This is a genomic window from Gluconobacter cerevisiae (assembly GCF_015244675.1).
GTDB classification, from domain to species: Bacteria; Pseudomonadota; Alphaproteobacteria; order Acetobacterales; family Acetobacteraceae; genus Gluconobacter; species Gluconobacter cerevisiae.
This window is the reverse complement of sequence record NZ_JABCQO010000002.1, coordinates 322,628-344,123: the sequence shown is the minus strand read 5'-3', so window position 1 is coordinate 344,123 and position 21,496 is coordinate 322,628. Positions and strand designations below refer to the sequence as shown.

At 60.3% G+C, this 21,496-nt stretch carries 26 protein-coding genes and 1 tRNA gene; 14 read left to right on the top strand and 13 right to left on the bottom strand.

The window, feature by feature from the left end; translation table 11 throughout:
- Positions 1–2 precede the first annotated feature (2 nt).
- Entirely contained in the window at positions 3–1,001 is a 999-nt protein-coding gene (locus HKD21_RS04455) for a complex I NDUFA9 subunit family protein (RefSeq protein ID WP_194254385.1), read from the bottom strand.
- Positions 1,002–1,111: 110 nt separating this feature from the next.
- Here HKD21_RS04455 and HKD21_RS04450 point away from each other — a divergent pair.
- The 10 genes from HKD21_RS04450 (at position 1,112) to HKD21_RS04405 (ending at position 9,226) form a co-directional block, all read left to right on the top strand.
- Positions 1,112–1,198: transfer RNA gene (locus HKD21_RS04450), tRNA-Leu, on the top strand.
- 62 nt (positions 1,199–1,260) lie between these two features.
- On the top strand, positions 1,261–1,905 hold the full coding sequence (locus tag HKD21_RS04445; RefSeq protein ID WP_194254384.1) for a ribonuclease D: 645 nt from the start codon (positions 1,261–1,263) through the stop codon (positions 1,903–1,905).
- 18 nt (positions 1,906–1,923) lie between these two features.
- The gene (locus tag HKD21_RS04440) at positions 1,924–2,922 is read left to right on the top strand and encodes a KpsF/GutQ family sugar-phosphate isomerase (protein WP_194254383.1); all 999 of its coding nucleotides are present in this window, start codon (positions 1,924–1,926) and stop codon (positions 2,920–2,922) included.
- A complete protein-coding gene (lptC, locus tag HKD21_RS04435; protein WP_194254382.1) occupies positions 2,919–3,695 on the top strand; it encodes an LPS export ABC transporter periplasmic protein LptC in 777 nt (258 codons plus the stop codon). The genes HKD21_RS04440 and lptC overlap by 4 nt, the downstream gene beginning before the upstream one ends.
- Positions 3,692–4,651 (top strand): LptA/OstA family protein, encoded by a 960-nt coding sequence (locus HKD21_RS04430; RefSeq protein WP_194254381.1) that lies wholly within the window; start codon positions 3,692–3,694, stop codon positions 4,649–4,651. The genes lptC and HKD21_RS04430 overlap by 4 nt, the downstream gene beginning before the upstream one ends.
- Complete coding sequence (lptB, locus tag HKD21_RS04425) at positions 4,648–5,403, top strand: LPS export ABC transporter ATP-binding protein (RefSeq protein WP_062033450.1); 756 nt, start codon at positions 4,648–4,650, stop codon at positions 5,401–5,403. The genes HKD21_RS04430 and lptB overlap by 4 nt, the downstream gene beginning before the upstream one ends.
- A 9-nt stretch (positions 5,404–5,412) precedes the next feature.
- The gene (gene rpoN, locus HKD21_RS04420; protein ID WP_194254380.1) at positions 5,413–6,729 is read left to right on the top strand and encodes an RNA polymerase factor sigma-54; all 1,317 of its coding nucleotides are present in this window, start codon (positions 5,413–5,415) and stop codon (positions 6,727–6,729) included.
- Positions 6,730–6,806: 77 nt separating this feature from the next.
- Complete coding sequence (locus HKD21_RS04415; RefSeq protein ID WP_194254379.1) at positions 6,807–6,965, top strand: hypothetical protein; 159 nt, start codon at positions 6,807–6,809, stop codon at positions 6,963–6,965.
- Positions 6,966–7,097: 132 nt separating this feature from the next.
- Positions 7,098–8,423, top strand: coding sequence for an anthranilate synthase component I family protein (locus tag HKD21_RS04410; protein WP_322782905.1), 1,326 nt, complete (start codon positions 7,098–7,100; stop codon positions 8,421–8,423).
- Entirely contained in the window at positions 8,420–9,226 is an 807-nt protein-coding gene (locus tag HKD21_RS04405; protein WP_194254377.1) for an aminotransferase class IV, read from the top strand. The genes HKD21_RS04410 and HKD21_RS04405 overlap by 4 nt, the downstream gene beginning before the upstream one ends.
- 20 nt (positions 9,227–9,246) lie before the next feature.
- On the opposite strand, the gene HKD21_RS04400 is transcribed toward HKD21_RS04405, so the two are convergent.
- The 3 genes from HKD21_RS04400 to HKD21_RS04390 all read right to left on the bottom strand — a co-directional run bounded on the left by HKD21_RS04400 (position 9,247) and on the right by HKD21_RS04390 (position 10,480).
- On the bottom strand, positions 9,247–9,609 hold the full coding sequence (locus HKD21_RS04400) for a RidA family protein (RefSeq protein WP_194254376.1): 363 nt from the start codon (positions 9,607–9,609) through the stop codon (positions 9,247–9,249).
- 23 nt (positions 9,610–9,632) lie between these two features.
- Entirely contained in the window at positions 9,633–9,884 is a 252-nt protein-coding gene (locus HKD21_RS04395) for a DUF1150 family protein (RefSeq protein WP_194254375.1), read from the bottom strand.
- 83 nt (positions 9,885–9,967) lie between these two features.
- A complete protein-coding gene (locus HKD21_RS04390; protein ID WP_077802432.1) occupies positions 9,968–10,480 on the bottom strand; it encodes an Hsp20 family protein in 513 nt (170 codons plus the stop codon).
- A gap of 202 nt (positions 10,481–10,682) precedes the next feature.
- On the opposite strand from HKD21_RS04390, the gene def reads away from it, so the two are divergent.
- Genes def through truA form a run of 3 tightly spaced genes read left to right on the top strand, consistent with a single transcriptional unit; the run spans position 10,683 to position 12,960 of the window.
- Positions 10,683–11,237, top strand: a complete 555-nt coding sequence (gene def, locus HKD21_RS04385) for a peptide deformylase (protein WP_194254374.1) — start codon at positions 10,683–10,685, stop codon at positions 11,235–11,237.
- A gap of 6 nt (positions 11,238–11,243) precedes the next feature.
- Positions 11,244–12,158 carry a methionyl-tRNA formyltransferase gene (gene fmt, locus HKD21_RS04380; RefSeq protein ID WP_194254373.1) on the top strand — a complete coding sequence of 305 codons (915 nt, stop codon included), beginning with the start codon at positions 11,244–11,246 and terminating at the stop codon, positions 12,156–12,158.
- Positions 12,151–12,960: a tRNA pseudouridine(38-40) synthase TruA gene (gene truA / locus HKD21_RS04375; protein ID WP_194254372.1), complete on the top strand. Its 810-nt coding sequence runs from the start codon at positions 12,151–12,153 to the stop codon at positions 12,958–12,960. The genes fmt and truA overlap by 8 nt, the downstream gene beginning before the upstream one ends.
- Here truA and HKD21_RS04370 read toward each other — a convergent pair.
- Genes HKD21_RS04370 through dapD form a run of 3 tightly spaced genes read right to left on the bottom strand, consistent with a single transcriptional unit; the run spans position 12,957 to position 15,558 of the window.
- Positions 12,957–13,538, bottom strand: a complete 582-nt coding sequence (locus HKD21_RS04370) for a hypothetical protein (RefSeq protein WP_194254371.1) — start codon at positions 13,536–13,538, stop codon at positions 12,957–12,959. The genes truA and HKD21_RS04370 overlap by 4 nt on opposite strands.
- A 38-nt stretch (positions 13,539–13,576) precedes the next feature.
- Positions 13,577–14,722, bottom strand: coding sequence for a succinyl-diaminopimelate desuccinylase (dapE, locus tag HKD21_RS04365; protein WP_194254370.1), 1,146 nt, complete (start codon positions 14,720–14,722; stop codon positions 13,577–13,579).
- 5 nt (positions 14,723–14,727) lie between these two features.
- Positions 14,728–15,558 carry a 2,3,4,5-tetrahydropyridine-2,6-dicarboxylate N-succinyltransferase gene (gene dapD, locus HKD21_RS04360; protein ID WP_194254369.1) on the bottom strand — a complete coding sequence of 277 codons (831 nt, stop codon included), beginning with the start codon at positions 15,556–15,558 and terminating at the stop codon, positions 14,728–14,730.
- Positions 15,559–15,789: 231 nt separating this feature from the next.
- Here dapD and HKD21_RS04355 point away from each other — a divergent pair, with 231 nt between their 5' ends.
- The gene (locus HKD21_RS04355; RefSeq protein WP_228120913.1) at positions 15,790–17,109 is read left to right on the top strand and encodes a sensor domain-containing diguanylate cyclase; all 1,320 of its coding nucleotides are present in this window, start codon (positions 15,790–15,792) and stop codon (positions 17,107–17,109) included.
- Positions 17,110–17,138: 29 nt separating this feature from the next.
- Here HKD21_RS04355 and argB read toward each other — a convergent pair whose 3' ends face one another.
- From argB to rpmH, 6 genes are all read right to left on the bottom strand, one after another.
- The gene (gene argB / locus HKD21_RS04350; protein WP_194254367.1) at positions 17,139–18,074 is read right to left on the bottom strand and encodes an acetylglutamate kinase; all 936 of its coding nucleotides are present in this window, start codon (positions 18,072–18,074) and stop codon (positions 17,139–17,141) included.
- Entirely contained in the window at positions 18,071–18,751 is a 681-nt protein-coding gene (yihA, locus tag HKD21_RS04345) for a ribosome biogenesis GTP-binding protein YihA/YsxC (protein WP_194254485.1), read from the bottom strand. The genes argB and yihA overlap by 4 nt, the downstream gene beginning before the upstream one ends.
- 6 nt (positions 18,752–18,757) lie before the next feature.
- Complete coding sequence (gene yidC / locus HKD21_RS04340) at positions 18,758–20,479, bottom strand: membrane protein insertase YidC (protein WP_194254484.1); 1,722 nt, start codon at positions 20,477–20,479, stop codon at positions 18,758–18,760.
- 90 nt (positions 20,480–20,569) lie between these two features.
- On the bottom strand, positions 20,570–20,821 hold the full coding sequence (gene yidD / locus HKD21_RS04335) for a membrane protein insertion efficiency factor YidD (RefSeq protein ID WP_194254366.1): 252 nt from the start codon (positions 20,819–20,821) through the stop codon (positions 20,570–20,572).
- Entirely contained in the window at positions 20,818–21,192 is a 375-nt protein-coding gene (gene rnpA, locus HKD21_RS04330; protein ID WP_252348953.1) for a ribonuclease P protein component, read from the bottom strand. Before rnpA ends, yidD begins: the two co-directional genes overlap by 4 nt.
- Positions 21,193–21,230: 38 nt before the next feature.
- The gene (gene rpmH / locus HKD21_RS04325; protein WP_062033507.1) at positions 21,231–21,365 is read right to left on the bottom strand and encodes a 50S ribosomal protein L34; all 135 of its coding nucleotides are present in this window, start codon (positions 21,363–21,365) and stop codon (positions 21,231–21,233) included.
- Positions 21,366–21,496: the final 131 nt, after the last annotated feature.

Below are 21,496 nucleotides of genomic sequence, written 5' to 3'. Positions count from 1 at the left end.
AATCACCTCCGGAACCGCCGCCAGCTCTCACAAACGCTCCCCCTCAGATAGTCCGGAACGATACTCCGCATTGCTGCAGGTCTGATCCCGAGCGTCTGAAGATCAACCGCTCCCTGCTGCACCACATTGTCCACGCCCATCATCGCAACCTGATCACGCGTCAGCAGATGTCCCGGCAGCGATTCAAGGATATCGGCTTCCAGCCTCGCAACCCACCCCGGCACAGACACCAGAAGCCTGCGACGCCCCGACGCCTCCAAAACAAACACCATTAAGTCCTTCATGCTCAAAACATCCGGCCCGCCAGCTTCAACAGTCAGGCCTTCGTGCCCCGGCTCCACCAGTGTGACGATCGCCCGTGCCACATCTCCTACATAGACCGGCTGAAACAGCGTCTTTGGCGCAAACACCGGCAGAACAGGCAAGAGCTTCGCAATCAGCGCGAACATGTTGAAGAAACTGTCCTGCGGACCGAAAATCACCGAAGGCCGCAGCAACACTGCCTCGGGAAAGACCTCCCGCACCACATGCTCAGCCGCCCCCTTGCTGCGCCCGTAATTCCCCGGCGACGCCAGAGACGCGCCAATAGCCGACATATGCAGGTACTGCCTCACGCCCTCACGCCGCGCCACAAGCGCCGCCAGCCGTGCGCCTTCCACATTGACCCGATGCATTGCCCGCACGTCCGGCGACATGATGGACACCAGATTGATCCCCACATCTGCCCCGGCAAACACACGCTCCAGCGCAGCCGCGTCATTCACGGATGCCTTGATGAACTCCACACGCCCGTCACCCGGAAACCGCGCCAGCCCCTGATCGTCGTCCGGGTTTCGGCTCCCCACCCGGACGACATGCCCCAAAGCCACGAGCCGGCCAACGAGCTCGCGCCCGACAAAGCCTCCTCCTCCCAGAACCGCCACAACTCTTGGGCTGCGCCCCCCTCCAACGTCTGCCGCAGCTCCACCGCCGGTCCCGTCCACGGAAAAATTTCTACGCATTTGCATTTTTCTTTCAGTTTGGCTGTTGACGCCCCACACGTGCAGGGGTAAACGCCTCTTCACCGAGCCGGGATGCTTCAGGAAACTGAAAAAACTCCGGTGCTTTCTGAGCCCAGATGGCGGAATTGGTAGACGCGCAGGTTTCAGGTACCTGTGTCCGAAAGGACGTGGAAGTTCGAGTCTTCTTCTGGGCACCACAGACGATCAGGCGATAAATCGCCTCGATCCTCTGGTGATTAAAAAAATTTGGTGACGACAAATGAGTTCGCAGACCGCCATCCATCTTCATGACGGCGATCTGCCGGATGACTTTGATCTTGGTCCTGTCGTTGCCATCGATACCGAGACCATGGGTCTCAATCCCCATCGTGATCGCCTCTGCCTCGTCCAGCTTTCCGCCGGTGATGGCGAAGCCCATCTCGTGCAGATCAAACCGGTTTCCATGGGCGGCCGCGGCTATGATTGCCCTAATCTTAAAGCGCTTCTGACAGACGATTCTGTCACCAAGCTGATGCATTTCGCACGCTTTGACGTCGCAGTCCTGCAGAACGCCTTCAATATTACGATCCCCTCTGTCATCTGCACCAAAATCGCCGCCCGGCTGGTCTATACGTTCACGGACCGTCATGGCTTGGCCTATCTGTGTCGGGACCTTCTTGGGGTTGAAATTTCCAAACACCAGCAGAGCTCGGACTGGGGTGCGGAAACCCTCACCCCCGATCAGCTTCGCTATGCCGCATCGGACGTGCTGTATCTTCACGCATTGTGGGATAAGCTCGAAGCCATGCTGATCCGTGAAAACCGCCGCGACCTCGCGCAATCCTGCTACGATTTCCTTCCGGCCCGCTGCCGCCTCGACCTGCTGGGCTACGACGAGTCCGACATTTTCTCGCATCGCGCCTGAAGCGCGGCCCGACTGATCATGCACCGCCCGTCGCCCGGTTTTTCCCACACCGCTCTGGAATCGGCCCTCCAAACCGTCTCCATCGAACGCAAAGGACTGGAAGCGCTCGAACAGGCCCTCTCCGGTCCGCTCGGAGTTTCGTTCAGCGAAGCCGTTGACCGCATCGCCGAAAGTCGCGCGCGTCTGATCGTTACCGGAATCGGGAAATCCGGTCATATCGCCCGCAAAATTCAGGCAACCCTCGCCTCTACCGGCACACCGTCGTTGTTTCTGCACCCCGCTGAAGCCGCACATGGCGACCTTGGGATGGTGGCGCCCGGCGATCTGATCCTCGCTTTCTCCAATTCGGGCGAAACCGCAGAACTTGCCGCGATTCTGGCCTATGCCGCGCGACAGAATCACTGCGTGATCGCCGTTACCGCCGTCGGCACCTCCGCCCTCGCCCGTGCCGCACAGATCCCACTGGTCCTGCCCACCAGCGCAGAAGCCTGCCCGATGGGCTTAGCGCCAACGACGAGCACCCTGCTGCAACTGGCTCTGGGCGACGCGCTCGCCATCGCACTATTGGAAAAGCGCGGTTTCACCGCCCGCGATTTCGGCGCTTTTCACCCTGGCGGCCTTCTCGGGGCCCGTCTGCGCCCGATCAGCGACCTCATGCATACCGGCGATGCCCTGCCTCTCGGACAGGGCAGCCTCCCGCTCCGCTCCGTCATTCTCGAGATGACACGCAAGTCATTCGGGTGCATGGGTGTCATTAATGACAATGGTGAACTTCAGGGCCTCATCACAGACGCCGATCTGCGCCGCGCCCTCTCCGGCGACCTCGATGCGACCACGGCCGCGGACGTCATGAACCCCGCCCCCGTTACGGCAAGTGCCGACACGCTGGCACAGGACGTGCTGCATCTTATGAATCAGCGCGAACGCCCCATCACGAGCCTCTTCATCGTGGACACGGCACACCGCCCTGCGGGAATCGTTCATATTCACGACCTCCTGCGAAGCGGACTGTCATGAGCGACCCCACGCCCGATAATGGCGAGCACCGCATCCGCCGGGAAGATTTCGACCCCAACCGGACAGAGAGTCTCGCCCGTCTCGATAATCTGCGCCGCGCTGCCTTCCAGCGGATCCGTCAGGCCCCCAATGCTCAGGAACTCGCCCGACGCCGCTCGCTTCTGGGATTCGCCAAATGGGCACTGCCGGGGCTGGCTCTCGTCCTCCTCAGTTCCATCGCGGCCTGGCCCGAGATTTCCCATCTCATGAACCAGAACCGCGCCGCCCTGAAGGAAATGGCCCGCCTGCGCGTGGAAAGCGGCAACATGGAACAGGCCACCTATCGCGGTCTCGACGCCCACGACCATCTTTACATGATTACAGCCCGCACCACCCACCAGCAGGGCCCGGATCGCGTGGACCTTGTTGAGCCGGTTGCCGACATCCAGCTTTCGGGGAATTCGTGGGCACATATCAAGGCTGATCGTGGCGTCTATATGCAGCACGAACAGACGCTCGATCTCGACGACAACGTCGTGCTCTACCGCGATGACGGCTTTCTCCTGAATGGCCCTTCCGCAGATCTGGACCTTAAGGCGGACGTCATCGCCTCGCGGGACTGGGTCCATGCAGAAGGTCCGTTCGGCACGCAGGATGCCCAAGGCTATTTTCTGGACCAGCATGCGGGTATCATGCAGTTTACGGGACCCGGACTGACGGTCCGCAACGATGACAACGGCCCTCCGAGTGCGGCGGCCCGCCTGCACCTGCAAGGACTGAAGACAGAGAAATGACCCGCCGTTCCGCAGCCTTCCTTCCCTTCCTGATCGCCCTTCCTTTGGCTCTCCCTTCCGCTCCTGCCTATGCGGACGGGCTGGACATGTCCCACGGTGAAGCCGTGCAGCTTTTCTGGAAAAAGGAAGAAGTCTACGACCGCAATGCCCAGACCGTGACGCTCACGGGTGGAGCCCGAGCCGTACGCGGGGATACGACGGTCGATGCGGACACACTGATCGGGTATCTGCGCAAGAAAGCGCCTGTTCCCGGACAGCCCGCACCTGCGCCGACACCGGCCGACGGCAAAAGCGCCAGCAGCAACGATCCGATGGGCGGCTCCCTCGAATTGTACCGGATCGAAGCGCGCGGCAACGTCCATATCTACAACCAGACCGATCAGGGCTGGGGCGATCGTGCGCTGTACGACATGGATCAGGGCGTCATGGTCATGACTGGCAAGCACCTGAAGCTGACCACACCGCAGGACGTTCTGACGGCCCGCGACGTCATGGAATATCATTCCAAGACGCGCATGTCGGTTGGCCGGGGCGATGCGACCGTCACGACCAATGACGGCAAGCAGGTCAAGGCAGACGTGCTCGTCTCGTTCAGCAAACCCAACGACGCGCCTGCTCCGGCACAGTCTGCAAAACCGGAACAGGCAGCCGCAGATTCGTCCAATCCGATGGGCGGCGGCTCCTCGAAGCTCGATCGGGCCTATGGCTGGGGGCATGTCATCCTGCGGACACCGACCCAGACCGCCACGGGCGATCGTGGCGTCTATGTTTTCGATACCCAGATCGCCCGCCTGATCGGCCATGTGCATGTCACGCAGGGGCAGAACCAGAACAATGGCGCGCAGGCCATCGTGAACATGAAGACCGGCATCGCAACCATGCTGCCGGGCACGGATTCCCCCATTCAGGGACTCGTCGTGCCAAACGAGGCCAACAGCAGCCAGGCACCCAAGTGACAGACAGCCATATCCCCTCTCAGCCGCCCGCAACCGGTCTGGTCGCAAGTGGCATCGGCAAGTCCTACAAGAAGCGCGCCGTCGTCAAAAACGTCTCGCTTCAGGTGCAGCGCGGCGAAGCGGTTGGCCTCCTCGGCCCGAACGGTGCGGGCAAGACGACCAGCTTTTACATGATCGTCGGCCTCGTTCAGCCTGATACCGGCACCATCACTCTGGATGGCGCGGACATCACGCAGCTTCCGATGTATCGCCGCGCACGCCTCGGCGTCGGCTACCTCCCGCAGGAAGCCAGCATTTTCCGTGGCCTGAATGTCGAGCAGAACATCATGGCTGCTCTTGAGGTCGTCGAACCTGACCCGGAAAAGCGCGACCTGATGCTCAACGGCCTTCTGGCCGAGTTTGGCATCACCCATCTTCGCCGCTCTCCGTCGCTGGCCCTTTCGGGTGGTGAGCGCCGTCGTCTGGAAATCGCCCGGGCGCTGGCCAGTCAGCCGAACTACATCCTGCTCGACGAACCGCTCGCCGGTATTGATCCGATCGCCGTCGGTGAAATCCGCGATCTCGTTTCGCATCTGAAAGATCGTGGCATCGGCGTGCTGATTACAGACCATAACGTCCGCGAAACGCTCGAGGTCATCGACCGCGCCTATATCATGCATGGCGGTCAGGTGCTGATGGAAGGCACGCCCGAAGCCATCGTTGCGAATGAAGATGTCCGCCGGGTCTATCTCGGAGAGAATTTCTCGCTGTAACATGCCGGGATGCTTGTCCCGGGCCTGATCCAGCGTCAGTCGCAGTCTCTCGTCATGACGCCCCAGCTACGTCAGGCGATTGCGCTGTTGCAATACACGCAGCTCGACCTCGCCCAGCATCTGCGACAGGTTTGCGAAGCCAATCCGCTCCTTATTCTGGAGCACGGCGACACAGCACCCGAAGCTGCGCCGTCTTCGGAAGAGTTTCATGACGACGACCCGGACCGCTTCACCACAGCCTCTGATCGTCCGGAAGCCGCGGCCCCGCTTCCATCCGCCCGGGACGATCTGATCCTCCAGATTCGCCTCTCTTTTCCTGCGGACGAACAGGATGCGGCGCTGCATCTTCTGGACAGTCTGGATGAAAGCGGCCGCCTTCCCGTTTCGGTAGCGGATCTTGTAGGCGACCTTCGCATGGAGGCGACAAGGCTCGAAGCGATCCGTCAGACCCTCATGTATTTTGAACCTGTCGGGCTTTTCGCCCGATCGCTTGAAGAATGCCTGGCCGCACAGCTCCGGGTCCGCAATCGCCTCGATCCCGCGATGCAGATTCTGCTCGACAATCTGGACCTCCTCGCCCGGCGGGACTGGCGCAGGCTGCGGGAAAAATGCGCTCTTGAACAGGACGATCTGCTGGAGATGCTCGCTGAGATTCAGGCGCTCGATCCGCGTCCCGGACTTACCCTACCACCGCCTGAGCCCCCCATCGAACCTGATCTGATCGTCCGCCCCAACGGCACTGGCTTCCGCCTGACCCTCAACACGCGCCTGCTGCCAAAACTCCGACTTGATGACACGATGCGCGCACAACTCAATGGGGGCACGGGCGCCGGTAAGGCGCTCCTTGCCTGTGCGGCAGAGGCCACGGCCCTGATCCGCGCGCTGGACAGCCGCAAACAGTCCCTGCTCACAGTCGGACGCGCCATTGTGCAGCATCAGGCCGACTTCCTGCGCAATGGCCCCAGCGCCCTGCGCCCGCTGACCATGCGCGACATCGCCGAGCGCACGGAGTTGCATGAAAGCACCATCAGCCGCATCGTCAGCAACAAATATATCGACACCCCACAGGGCGCCGTCCCGCTCAGGCTGTTTTTCTCCACAGCCCTAACGTCCGAAGACGGAACCTCCCAGAGCGCCCATGCGATCCAGCATCGTCTTCAGGCGCTCGTCTCGGCTGAAGGGGACAATGTTCTGTCCGACGATGCCCTGACGGCCCTTCTGCAAAAAGAAGGCTTCTCCATTCAGCGCCGCACCGTTGCGAAATATCGCGAAGGGCTGGGCATTGCGAAATCCAGCCAGCGCAAGCGGCTGCGCCGGACATCTTGAAAACCTTTTATGTCAAACCATGTTTAACTCACGGCGATATTTTTATCGCTTCATGCCCTGACAAGGAATTACATTTCATGGCCGATCATTCTCACGCACTTCCCTCCCAGCAGAAGCTCGAACATCGCCTTAAAGAAGTTGAGCGTGACCTTGCACGGGCTGAAAAGTCAGAACCCGAACGCATCCACGCTCTCAAAGCCGAAATCAAGAAAATCCAGGCCGAACTTCAGGACTGATCACATTCCTGTTTTGCCTTTGGCGGCATTCTGCCGGGAACAATGCTCTCATTTGGACAGAATGCCGAACCTTCCCATCCTGCGCTTTGGTGGCTAGCGTCCTGCGTCATGTCTCCATGACGTCGAAGCAGGATATTCCCACTGTCTATTATTGAAATTCCCTGGAGACCTCCCGAACAGGCACTCTCCGCCATGACTGCCGAACCTTGGGCGGCGTTTCTCGATAGTGGCGGCCCGAACACGGACGTGCGCGCGCGCTGGTCCTTTCTCTGCCTCTCCCCTGCCGAAACCCTCGACTGGAGCGCAGCGGATCTTCGCAGGAACGGTGTGTCCGTACAGGGTGATATCTGGACGCATCTGCGCGATATGGCTGCCACGCATCGCTGCCCCGAGACCGAGGGTGTCATTCCCTTTACGGGCGGGGTGATCGGGATGGTGAGCTACGAGGCGGGCATGGCGCTTGAAAACGTCCCGTCCCGTCATGTTTCTTCTACACCCAGACTGGTGGCGGCCTCCTTTACGGACGTACTGGCTTTCGACCGGCGTGCAGAACGCTGCTGGTGGATCAGCCAGACTGATAACCCAGTACCTGATCTGACCCAACCCGCCGTCCGCTCTACAGCGTTTTCCCTGCGCTTTACACCTGAACAGTCCCGGAATGTCTGGACGGGGGCTGTTCGCAGCACCATTGATTTCATTCGGGCCGGAGATATTTTTCAGGCCAATCTGACGATGCGCTGGAGTGCGAATTGCAGTGGCGATTTCGATGAACTGGCTGCCTATCAGACGCTGCGGCAGACCTCTCCGGCCCCATTCGGAGCGTATCTGAAAACACCGGATTTTTCGCTGCTCAGTGCTTCCGTGGAACGGTTCATTTCACTCTCGCGGGACGGGCTGATTGAGACGCGCCCCATCAAAGGCACCATTTCCCTCGGACACACTCCGGAAGACACAGCCCGGAACAGCCGGACACTGCTTGCGGACGAAAAAGAGCGTGCCGAAAACCTGATGATTACGGATCTGATGCGAAACGACATTGGTCGTGTCTCGCAAATTGGCTCCGTCCGTGTTCCGCAACTCTCGAAGGTTGAGCAGTTCCCACACGTCCTGCATCTGGTCTCGGCCGTTCAGGGGCAGATTCGACCCGAGCTGGACGCCATTGATCTGCTTCAGGCCACGCTTCCGCCGGGTTCCGTCACGGGGGCACCGAAAAAACGGGCCATGGAGATTATCGACCTTCTGGAATCTTCGGCTCGTGGGGCCTATTGCGGCAGCCTGTTCCGTATCGGGAATGATGGTGCGATGGACAGTTCCGTCATCATCCGCAGCATGTCGAGATCGGGCGATACCGTCTCCGTCGGTGCAGGAGGCGGCATTACCGTGCTGTCCGATCCGATGTGGGAATATGAGGAAATGCTTCTGAAAGTCGCCCCGATCCTGGAGGCGTTTGAAGCATGAGCGCTACAGTCTGGCTCAATGGACGCCTCCTGGACATTGCAGATGCACATATTGCCCCGAGTGACCGGGGCTTTCTGCTCGCAGATGGTCTGTTTGAAACAATCCGCGTTGCTAACGGACAAACGCCTCATCTGGCACGGCATCTCGCACGGCTGGAAGAAGGGTGTGCGATCCTCCGCCTGCCTTCGCCGAACCGGACGGTTATGGCACAGGCCATATCCGACCTACTGCACGCCACGAATCTGTCAGACGGATCGCTACGCCTGACAGTTACACGCGGCACCGGACCGCGTGGCCTTGTGCCCCCCGCTACGTCGCATCCGACTGTTCTCATTCAGGCCACGGCTTCCATAATGACCGTGCCTGCTCCGGTCCGGCTGGGTCTCAGCCGCTACCGGCGAGACGGGGCTTCTCCACTGGCGCGCGTCAAATCGCTGGCCTGTCTGCTCTCCGTTATGAGCCGCATGGAAGCCGTCGCAGCAGGACTGGACGATGCGCTTCTTCTGGGAACGACAGGGGCTATTGCAGAAGCCAGTGCTGCGAACGTCCTGTTTTTGCGGGAGGGATGCTTGCAAACGCCCCCCATCGCTGACGGCGCCCTGCCGGGAACGTCCCGCGCCCGGCTGATGGACGCCGGCTTCTGCACGGAAGGCCGTCTTCTGCCGCAGGAGCTCAAAACGGTGACGGGGGCGTGGCTGGTCAATGCGTTGTCCCTGACAGCCATTTCGAGCATCGACGGCCATGATCTTTCCTTACACGCAGAACTGGACCGGCGATTACGCGCGTTTCTATTCCCTGCCTGAACCGGCCCCGCTGACTGCGCTTATTTCAGCGCGGCAATCGCCGTCATTTCGACGCGCCATTCCGGAACGGCCAATTTTGCTTCAACCGTGGCACGGGCTGGTTTGCTGTCGGTATCCAGCCACACATCCCAGGCCCGGTTCATCGCCCCGATTTCCGCGATATCCGTCAGGAAGATCTGCACCGACAAAATCCGGCTCTTATCCGTCCCCAGCGACGCCAGAAGCGCGTCGATCTGGCGCAGGATATCGACCGTCTGTCCTTCCGTATCGAGCGTGGCATCGTCCGCGACCTGACCGGCCAGATAGGCCAGCCCGTTATGGACGACGACGCCTGCAAGACGTTCTTCTTCGAGATGACGGGAGATATCGGCGTTTTTGCTCATGGGTGCGGACCTTCTGAAAGAGGTTACTGAAGAAGCGTCGGGATCATTTCATGCTCGAGGATAGCGTCGAGTGCGCTTTCCTCATCTTCCGCAACGGCCATCGGTGTGCCGTCGGCGGCGTGAATGGCCACGAGCATTTCGCCGTCATGCATGACGGATCTGACATAGGCGAGGCGGGACATACCCAGCGTCAAAAGCTGCGGCCCCGTGATGCGGCGCAGATCCGCAGGGAGTTTTTCGTCCGAACGATCACCGTTTTCGAAGGGATTGTTCAATTCAGGTTCCTTTTGGAGCCGCAGAGGCTTCTGCCGCCCGGCCTTGGGTTCAGTCTGTAAAAGATGGGATCGGGCGCCCGGTCTTACTCGTCGTCGATATCGCGCGCAGGACGCGTCGTACGACGGGTTTTCACGACGGGTGGGACCACTTCGTGATGAACCGTCGGCGCGGGGGCCGGGCTTCGCCGCCCTTGCGAAATCGCAATTCGCTTGACCCGAACTTCCGGCTCCGGACGCAGAAGATCGATGTGCAGCAGGCCGTTATCAAGCCAGGCTCCGCCGATTTCGATGCCTTCTGCCAGTACGAATGCCTTGTGGAACTGCCGCGCCGCAATCCCGCGATGCAGGAAAATGCGCCCCTGACTGTCATCCGTCTGACGCCCACGGATCACAAGCTGGTTGTCTTCCTGCGTGATCTGCAGATCGTCCATGACGAAGCCCGCAACCGCCAGCGTTATGCGCAGAGCCGTGGAGCTGAGCTGCTCGATATTGTAGGGGGGATACCCGTCGGACGTCGATTTGGCTGCACGCTCAAGCATCTGCTCGAGGTGATCGAAACCGAGGAACATCGGGGACGTGAACAGGCGACCGGACATAGGGCGAAAGCCTCCTCCATGAGCGAGACGTAAAACAGAGCCAGTCCCATTATGCGGCAACCGGCTGACCCTACGATATGGTGTCCACCCCCGCGGATGCAAGCTCTGCTCTCAACGGGGCACATACAAAACCGACGTTAATGGCATGTTGCACTGCATGTTACACTGGCATTTGACGCCCGCGCTCGCTACATCGCAGGGCATGAGCGAATTCGATTTCCTGTCCGGCATCGACAATGTGCCGCCCACCCCGATCCTGATCGCCCCCCAGCCCGTGCTGCGGGAGGTCACCCGCGACGTCCGCCCCGAGGATATCGCCTTCATCCGCGATCAGCTTCCGGGCATGTTTTCCGCCATGTACAAAGCCCCCGGCATCGGCCTCGCCGCGCCGCAGGTTGGTCTTGGTATGCGCTTTGCTCTGGTGGACGTGGCCGAAGAAGACGCGCCGCGTGAGCCCATGCTGCTGATCAATCCGGAAATCGTTACGGATTCAGAGCAGATGGCAGCTCGCGAAGAAGGCTGTCTTTCGTTGCCGAACCAGTATGCCGAAGTCGTCCGCCCCGAATCGATCCGCGTGCGCTACCGCAACCTCGCGGGAGAGACGATCGAGCGTGATGCATCCGGCCTGCTCGCCACCTGCATCCAGCATGAGATGGACCATCTCGACGGCATCCTGTTTGTCGATCATCTCTCGACGCTCAAGCGCAACATGATCATGCGCCGCCTCGCCAAAGAGCAGAAGCTCGGAAGGCGCTGATTTCCGATGCGGCTGATTTTCATGGGAACGCCGGACTTTTCGGTCCCGGCGCTGCACGCTTTGCTCGAAGCAGGGCACGACGTGGTTGCGGTCTATACACAGCCGCCGCGTCCGGCAGGGCGAGGCAAGGCACTGCGCCGCTCGCCGGTTCATGAAGCGGCCGAAGCCGCTGGGATCGAAGTGCGGACACCCGCGCGCGTTCGTCGGGACACGACGGAGCACGCCGCTTTTGCTGCCCTGAATGCTGACGCCGCCGTAGTCGCCGCCTACGGCCTCATTCTACCCAAGGAAATGCTGGATGCCCCGCGTCTGGGGTGCCTGAACATCCATGCGAGCCTTTTGCCGCGCTGGCGTGGGGCCTCGCCCATCCAGTCCTCCATCCTCGCAGGCGACACCCAGAGCGGCGTTTCCATTATGCAGATGGATGAGGGCCTCGACACCGGCGCGGTTCTGCTGGAGGAAGCCACCCCCATCAGCGCGACCGATACCGCCAGTACACTGCATGATCGTTTGTCCGAAATCGGCGGCCGCCTGGTCATCCGTGCGCTTGTCGAACAGCCGACGCCCGTGCCACAGCCCGCAGAGGGCGTGACCTATGCCGAGCGCCTGACACGCGATGACGGCCGTATCGACTGGACACGCACGGCGTCCGAGATCGACCGCCAGATTCGTGGCCTCACGCCTTGGCCCGGCGCGTTTACGACGCTTGACGGTGTCGTCCTGAAAATCGGCACAGCCACTCCGCTTCCAGACGCAGCCCACAACGCCCTCCCCGGCACCACGCTCGACGACGCCCTGACGATCGCCTGTGGCACCGGTGCCATTCGCATCGACCGCCTGCAAAAACCGGGACGCAGCATGATGTCCGCCTCCGACCTCCTGCGTGGCCAGCCTGTGCCGAAAGGGACGCGCCTTGTCTGACGCGCAGGCTCAGGATCATGAGCCTTCCGGCCTGAATCGCTGGGCCTTACGCATTGAATATGACGGCACCGGCTATCTGGGATGGCAGAAACAGACTGATGGCACGTCCATTCAAAGTCTGATCGAAGCCGCCGCCTCCAAACTGGTCCGTAACCGGCCCGTGCCCAGCATCACGGCCGGACGTACGGATGCGGGCGTCCATGCCGCCGGTATGGTTATCCATCTCGATTTTCCGGATGATGCCCAAATCGACGGCCGCCAGATCCGCGACGGTATGGGGTATCACCTTAAACCTCACCGTGTGGTTGTGCTCGAAGCCGCGCAGGTCGGGCCGGAGTGGAATGCGCGTTTCTCCGCCACATGGCGTAGCTACCGCTACACGATCCTCAACCGCCCTGCCCGTCCGGGCCTGATGGAAAACCGGGTGTGGCACATCAAGCGCCCGCTGGATGTGGATCTCATGCAGCAGGGCGCGAACCATCTTCTCGGCCCGCATGATTTCACATCTTTCCGTGCGGTCGCCTGTCAGGCCAGAAGCCCCGTCCGCACGCTGGACATTCTGACCATCCGTCGCGAGGGCGAACTGGTCATGATCGACACGAAGGCGCGCTCCTTCCTGCATCATCAGGTCCGCAACATGGCCGGAACCCTGATGATGATCGGCGCGGGTCTGTGGCCGGTCGAAAAAATGATTGAGATTTTGGAAGCGAAAGACCGCTGCGCGGCAGGGCAAACGGCCCCGCCCGAGGGGCTTTGCCTGATGGATGTCGGCTATCCCGACAATCCATTCATCAGGACCTAAAACGATATCCCAAGCAGGTCCACCATCGCATTGTAATGCGGCGGCAGAAGCCACAGAATCCAGAGCAGTGCTACAACTGGCAGGGTCTGAAGAAGCGTCATGACAAAGGCCTGCCATCCCGTGGTCAGAAGACCGACTTTCGTGACGTACCAGGTCAGCCACAGCGTATAAAGCTGCGCCCCGAAGGCGAGGCCAGCCAGCGCCTGACCGGATGCGGCAGCCCCCGGCATCACAAGATGCAGCACGCCCTGCGCCACGATGAGCATGACCAGCGGCAACCAACCACACCACAAAGAGGCTGTCGCATAGCGCGTCCACAGCCCTTTACGGCTGAGGAAACCTGCGTAAAATTCCGACACCACAAGCTGCAACAGCGTGCAGACCAGCGGCACAACAGCTCTCACCAACCCCATGACCCGTTCGGCAGGAGGCAGCATAAACGCCATCCACACGCCAATAAGCGCCAGTGCGATTGTCGGCGCCAGAGCCGCGAACAGCGCCCCGGCTCCCGGAGCGAAACAGTTGATGCCTTCGGAACGCCCGCGCCCCAGCAGCCACACGCCCAGCGGAATGGCCATGTTCCCGGAGGGAGGAAACGACCCCTGCCGTCCAGAATTCACAGCCCGTATCCTTCCATGAACGCCAGATAGATCCGCGTCAGATCCTCAAGCGTTTCAAGTCCCACATGCTCGTCCCGTTTGTGCATGGTCGCCCCTACGAGACCGAATTCCGCAACCGCGCAGTAGCGCGAAATGAAACGCGCATCGGATGTGCCGCCGCCGGTATCGAGCCGGGGCGTACGACCCGTCACATGACGCACGGCATCCGACAGACACGTTACGGCCTCTCCGGGCTGCGTCAGGAAGGCCTCACCGCTGATGGATACCTGCACTTCTGCTGAAGGCGCGTGACGCCGGACGACATCCTCGATCCACGCGGTCAGTTCAGCCCCCGTGTGAAGGTCATTGAAACGAATGTTCAGCCGTCCGATGGCCTGTGCCGGAATGACATTAGTCGCGGGATTGCCGACGTCGATGCTCGTGACCTGAAGCGAAGACGGATCAAACCATTTGCTGCCCGCGTCCAACTCGCGCGCCGTCAGTTCGGAAAACGCTGCCAGAAGACGATGAACCGGGTTATCCGCCAGATGCGGATACGCCACATGCCCCTGAACGCCCTGAACGGTTACAACAGCATTCATGCTGCCGCGTCGGCCAATCTTGATGACATCGCCCAGAGCCTCGGGATTCGTGGGTTCACCCAGCAGACAGAAATCCGGAAGCTCTTCCCGTTCAGCCAGCCATTCGATGACTGGCTTCGTCCCGAAATGAGCGGGGCCCTCCTCGTCTCCCGTAATCAGCAGGGAGATGGAACCCTTCAGCGGCCCCTGCTCCAGACGCCGGGCCACGGCAGCCACGAAACAAGCCACACCGCCCTTCATGTCCGCAATGCCGCGTCCATAAAGCCGACCGTCCTGAACCACGGCGGCAAAGGGATCATGCGCCCAACCTTCGCCCGGCGGCACGACATCCGTATGCCCCGCAAAGCAAAGTGTGGGATGCCCCGTCCCCAGCCGTGCGTACAGGTTTGGCGTAGGGGCCTCTGCGGGTCCAAAGGGAAGATGGACTGTCTCAAAGCCCATCCCCTCCAGCACACCTGCCAGAAGCGCCTGCGCACCCCCATCGGCCGGAGTCACGGACGGACAGCGCAGCAGATCCCGCGCCAGTGTCACGGGGTCTGTCGGCAGGTGTGATCCGCTCACGACACTCAGTCGCGCAGGAGGTCGTTGATGGAGGTCTTGGAGCGCGTCCGCTCATCCACACGCTTGACGATCACCGCACAGGCCAGCGATGGCATGCCCGGCTCTTTCGGCGGAAGTGTACCCGGAATGACGACGGAATAGGCCGGGACGCGGCCCATGAAAATCTCACCTGTCGCACGGTCCACGATCTTGGTGGACGCGCCGAGGAACACACCCATGGACAGGACGGAACCCTTCTCGACCACGACGCCTTCGGCCACTTCAGAGCGCGCACCAATGAAGCAGTCGTCCTCGATAATGACCGGAGCAGCCTGCAACGGCTCCAGAACGCCGCCGATCCCCGCACCACCGCTGATGTGGCAGTTCTTGCCGATCTGGGCACAGGAGCCGACAGTCGCCCAGGTGTCGATCATCGTGCCGCTGTCGACGCGTGCGCCTACGTTCACGAAACTCGGCATCAGCACCACATTCGGTGCGATGAAGGCGGAGCGACGCACGATCGCACCTGGAACGGCGCGGAAACCGGCTTCTGCGAAACGGAACTGGTCCCAGCCGTCAAACTTCAGCGGAACCTTGTCGAAGGCCGGTTCGCCACCGCAACCGCGTTCCATGACGCGGCTGTCGTTCAGACGGAACGACAGAAGGACAGCTTTCTTCAGCCACTCATGAACGACCCAGCCGCTTTCGGAAGGCTCGGCAACACGCAGGGCTCCGGCATCGAGCCCGGAAAGGGCTTTTTCCACGACGTCACGGTCTTCACCTTCCGTACGGGCGCTGAGAGTCGTACGACGCTCCCACAGGGCTTCGATGGCAGTACGAAGAGGTGCATTCGGCATCAGGTCGGTCCGGTCAGAAAAGCAGAAATCCGCCGGAACATGCGATTCCCGACGGTGCATGTCAACGGATCTTTGCCTCGGATTTCGACCTGCACACATTCGCACGTTGTTCATGACTTCTTAACCTGCCACGCTTATGAAAACCGGGGGCTTTGACTGGCTGGCCCGACCAGGAGCTTTCTGCGGGATATGTCACCCTTGCCTGATATGCGTTCTTTGATGTCCCAATTCATGAACACGTCTGCGTCCGACAGGACGCCGCAGGACCTGCGGAACATGCTGGCGTCCACGCTGGAAAGCCGCGAGAGATGGCGTTCCCTGCTGTATCAGGCTGTGGATCTGGTCTTCGAGACAGACAGTCGCGGCCGGATCATCCTCATTTCCCCGGATACCTGGCTCGGACAGCCGACCACGGCCTTTATCGGGCGTCCCTTCAGCGCCTTATGCGCCTCTATAGACGTCCTGCAGCCTCATGCAGGAACGCCCGCCTCCATCACGCCCCCACAGGGGTCCCCTCTGACCGTAATCCTGTCTTCCTGCCCATTTCATGATAATGAAGGACGCGTTACCGGCACACGCGGCACACTCACAACCGTTTCAGCGCCGCTTTCCAGCCTTGCAAACGGAGCCGCCCCGCTTCCTGAACATGATGGAATCGCAATTCTTGCTGCGGTAACGACCGCTCTGCGCAAGGCTATCGTACCTCGACTGGCCGCCGCTGCTGCCATGGAAGCCCTGCTGGAGCCCCTCGCCGCCGAGGGAGCACTGTTGGATACGGCAAATCCCAACACGCTCCTGTACAGTTCCTCAGGCCTGACAGACGATATTCAGGCCGTTCTCTCTGCAAGCCTTACTCAAACAGGGACAATCGTTTTCAGAGCTGGCACGCGTTATGCCATGATCTCCCGGGAAAACATCCGCAGTCTCGAACAGATGTGTCTGATTGTCTGGCGTACCACCCCATGGTCATCGCTGGAAAGGCAACTCTGTCAGGCCGTCTGTTCCCTGCTGGCAGGTTTCTGGGAGCTCGATAGCATTCATCGCCGGATCCTGCTCGACTCGGATTATGACATTTCGTCCAATCTGTTGAACTGGCAGGGTTTGAAGGCGGAAATAGAACGCCGCACGCGCCGTCTAGATCAGGAGGTCATGCCCGCAACCTTGATCATCGCGCGCGTCCCAGGTCTGACGGAACTGTCAAAAACACGAGGTTTTGAAGCAGGCGAAGAAGCGCTCAAACAATGCGTCGCGCTCCTACGCAAGGCGGTCCGCCCAACGGACGCCATAGGGCGCATCAGCAATAATATTTTCGGGCTTTGGATGGATGGCGGCGACCGCTTTGCAGCAGCCGAACGGGCCGAACGCATGACAGCGCACGGTATTCCCATTTTGATCGACCCTCCCGTCCACCTTCCGTTACAACTCGGGCTTGTCTCCCGCGAAGCCAACGCCGAGGAAACCCCTGAAACCCTGTTGGAACGCGGAATGCTGGCCTTACGGGAAGGCCTGGCCGAGAACAGAAAATGGCGCTTCTCACATGAAGCGCCATAATCCTTAATCCAAGTTTACTGTAAGGCCGATTAAGCCTTGATGAGCGTTCCGGGTCCTGCCCGCGTGAAAAGCTCCAGCAAACAGCTATGCGGCACCCGGCCGTCCAGAATGACAGCGGCCTTAGCCCCTTGGCGAACGGCCTCGAGGCAGGTTTCGACCTTCGGAATCATGCCCCCCGAAATCGAACCATCAGCAATCCGGCGCAGAGCCTCTTCAGCACTCAGCTCCTCGATAAGCTTACCGTTCTCATCCAGCACTCCTGGAACGTCCGTCAGCATCAAGAGGCGTGAGGCATGGACCGCGCCAGCGATCGCACCTGCCGCCGTATCCGCGTTGATGTTGTAGGTTTCACCGTCTGGCCCCACACCCACCGGAGCAATCACGGGGATCAGCCCGGCCCCGAGCAACGCATAGAGCACTCGCGGATCAATCTTTTCCGGCTGTCCTACGAAACCGAGATCAATAACCTTCTCGATTTCACTGTCCGGGTCGCGCTTCGTGCGTGTCAGACGACGTGCCTGAAGCAGACCGCCATCCTTACCTGAAATGCCGACAGCCAGCGCTCCGGCCCGGTTAATCAGCTCAGCGACCTGTTTATTGACGCTGCCAGACAACACCATCTCGATCACATCGACCATCGACTGGTCCGTGACGCGAAGCCCGTCGATGAACTCGGAGCGGATTTTCAGACGGTCCAGCATCGCGCTGATCTGCGGTCCACCACCATGCACCACGATCGGATTGATCCCGACCAGCTTGAGCAGAGCGATATCATAGCCGAACGCATGTGCGAGCTTGCCCTCACCCATGGCATGACCGCCGTACTTAACGACAATCGTATCCCCGGCATAACGGCGCAGGAACGGTAGCGCACTGGACAGGATGGCTGCCTGAGCCTGTGCCTCTTCCGCATTCACAACCGGCGGCACATCCGGCAGTTTATCGCTGTGGGTCTTACTGGTCATGATCCGGACTGTCCTTCCCCTGACGTCTGGAGTGGCGCGGCAAAACGGGCAATTTCCGCCCGCAGATCCTCGATCCCGAACCCGGTCTCGCTGCTCGTCGAGATGATACGCGGATAAGCGGCGGCATGTTTAAGCGCCAGCGCCTCGACTTCCGCAATCTTCGTAGCAAGCGCCTTGGGCCGTACCTGATCGCATTTGGTCAGCACGATCTGGAACACCACGGCCGCACGATTCAGCAGTTCCATGACGTCCTTATCAGACTCCTTGAGCTCAATCCGGGCATCCAGAAGCAGGATGACGCGCTCCAGCGTGGTGCGGCCCCGAAGATAGGCGAACATCATGTCCTGCCAGTCTTCCTTGACCGACTTCGCAGCCTTGGCAAATCCGTAACCCGGCATGTCCACGAGAGACACGCGGTCAGCAAGGTTGAAGAAGTTGAGCTGCTTGGTTCGCCCTGGCTCGGAAGACGCTCGTGCCAGAGCCCGACGCCCCGTCAGCGCATTGATCAGGCTCGATTTGCCGACATTGGAGCGACCGGCAAAGGCCACCTCCGGCCGCCCAATGGGTGGAAGCTGGTCGATCTTCTGCGAGCCAAAGAAGAATTCGCATTCTCCCGCAAACAAAAGCCGCCCATCCTCGATCTGGGCCTCAGTCGGAGGCCCGGGTATTTCTTTCATCATGCCTCAGGTCCGGGATACCGGAACGGGAAGAGCGGTCCGGCGCTGGATAAACATCTGCTGTGCGACCGTCAGCAGATTGTTCCATGTGTAATAGACCAGAAGACTGGCCGGAAATCCGGACATGAAGAACACATAGGCCAGCGGCATGAACTGCATTACCCGTGCCTGTGCCGGGTCAAGGCTCGCCGTCGAACTGGTCTGACGCTGCAGCAGCCAGAACGTCAGGCCGAGCGCCGCACCCCAGATGCTGACATGCAGGAATGAGGAATACTGCGTTGGATCAAACGGCAGCAGACCGAACAGGTTGAACACGTTCGTCGGGTCCGGCATCGACAGATCGCGGATCCAGCCGAAGAACGGCGCATGACGGGCATCGATGCTGATGTTCAGGATTTTATACAGGCAGAAAAAGATCGGGGCCTGGATCAGCATTGGCAGACAGCCGCTGGCCGGACTGACCTTCTCTTCACGATACAGCGCCATGACCTTCTGGTTCATAGCCATCGGATCGTCTTTGTTCTTCTCCCGAATTTCCTTGACCTTGGGCGCCAGCAGACGCATGCGCGCCGAAGACTGGGCAGCCTTGGAGGCCAGTGGGAAGAGAACGATCTTGACGATCAGCGTCAGCGCCATCAGCGCGAGGCCGAAATTGCCAATATGCAGATACAACCAGTGCAGAAGCGTCAGTAGCGGACGGGTCAGGAAGCTGAACCAGCCGAAGTCGATCGCCTTGTCCAGATCAGGGATTCCAAGCTGTTTGCTGTAAGACTGCAACAGGCTGAGAACCTTGGCTCCGGCGAAAACATGGCTCTTTTCGGTGACAGATCCGTTGGGCATGATCTGCTGCGGAGCCTGCGTTGCCATACTAACCTGATAGGATGCAGGCGCACCGGGAACGTAGGCAAAACTCGCTGCAACAGGTGTCCCGTCCGCAGGCGCCACAGCCGTCAGCCAGAACTTGTCACTGATGCCATCCCAACCACTCGTTCCCGTCGAGGACCAGGAGACATGATCCGGATGGTCAGCACCTTTACGAAGATTTTTGTAGCTCTCGTCCTGCATCCGACCGCCAATGACGGCGATAGGGCCTTCATGTGCGGTGAAAGCCCCTTCCGGTGCTTCATAGTCCCGCTGTACGCGCTGGAACGGCACAAGTGCCACCGGCTGTGCGGAGTGGTTCTCAACCGTCTGGTTCACGGCGAACATGTAGTGCTCGTCCAGTCCGATCTGAATGGAGAACACCAGCCCCTGCCCGTTATCCCAATGCAGCGTCACCGGGTGATCCGGCGTCAGCGTCTCGTCAGTGCTGTCCCAGACCGTATTCAGATCAGGCACGCGAGCATTGGAGCCCGGAGCATTTGTCCAGCCTATCACGACGAAATTGGGATGCGCGCTTCCCGCCTTGTCCAGCAGCCGCACCAGCGGGCTGTTTTTGGCAAGGGTCTCGCGATATTTCGTGAGGATCAAATCATCCAGCACGGCGCCCTTCAGATTGACGGATCCCTGCACATCCGGTCCGTTGAGCGGGATACGTCGCGCGGAAACCTGAGTTTCCGCAGTTGGCTCAGACGCGGTCGCAACAGGCGTGCTAGCCTGAATCTGCGCTGCGGGCGCATGAGGGACGGGATGGGAGTCGTCCTGGTGGGGCTTCGGCATGAAATAGTCGAAACCGATCAGGATAAGGGCCGAGAGAAGTGTGGCCGCAATAATGCGCTTGATGTCCATCGGGCGGATGCCGGTCTTTCGTCTCACTGAATGGGGCTTGCGCTTCAAGTGGCCGAAAACCGCATCCAAAACAATAGGTGAAGGGTGTTTTTAATGCCGGTGTGGCTTCGGAGGCAGATCCGTACCTCCCTCCGACCAGGGATGGCAGCGCCCGATCCGACGCAGTGCAAGCCAGCCACCACGAACGGGACCATGCTCACGGATCACTGTCAGCGCATAGGTACTGCAGGTCGGATCGAACCGGCAATTGGTGCCGATGACTGGACTGATGAAAAGCTTGTAGGCGTCAATAAGCGACAACATCAGGGCCGTGACGGCATTCCTGATGAGCGACACAATCATTTCGCCCGATTCCGGGCATGACTGGAATTCCCGGAAGGTTTTTCACGGAAATTGACATCCAACCCTTTACGAAGGGCCTGTCGCAGATCGTCTTTAAGAAGGGAGAACTCGCGTTCCCGGGTCTTATCTCGTCCGATCAGAACGAAATCGCCGGAAGGCAGACCGTCTTCCCGCGCAACGAGGCGGAGAGCCTCGCGAAGGCGACGGCGGGTGCGGTTACGGATGACAGAATTACCGACTTTTTTTGTAACTGTGAAACCCACTCGGGTTTCGGTCGCTGTGTCATCCGGCAGGATCTGCACAACCATACCGGGAGTGGCGACCTTGCGCCCTTTCCCGGCTACACGCAGAAACTGCGGCCGTTTTTTCAAACGGCTCGGTGTATGGGTCGTGCCGATCTGGGTCGAACTCAGGCGGAGAGCTTCTTGCGACCCTTGGTGCGACGGTTGGCCAGCACGCGGCGGCCGCCGACGGTTTCGCTACGCGTACGGAAACCGTGACGACGCTTGCGAACCAGCTTGGAGGGTTGATACGTGCGCTTCATGACGTTGATCCTTAAAAACCAAGCGGACGCCTCAACTGCTGGACATCCGCGTCGATCGGGCGCACGAAACGCCCGGTGATTGAGACCCGGGCTTGTAAGCACGCAGGCCCTTCATGTCAATGCCAGAGCTA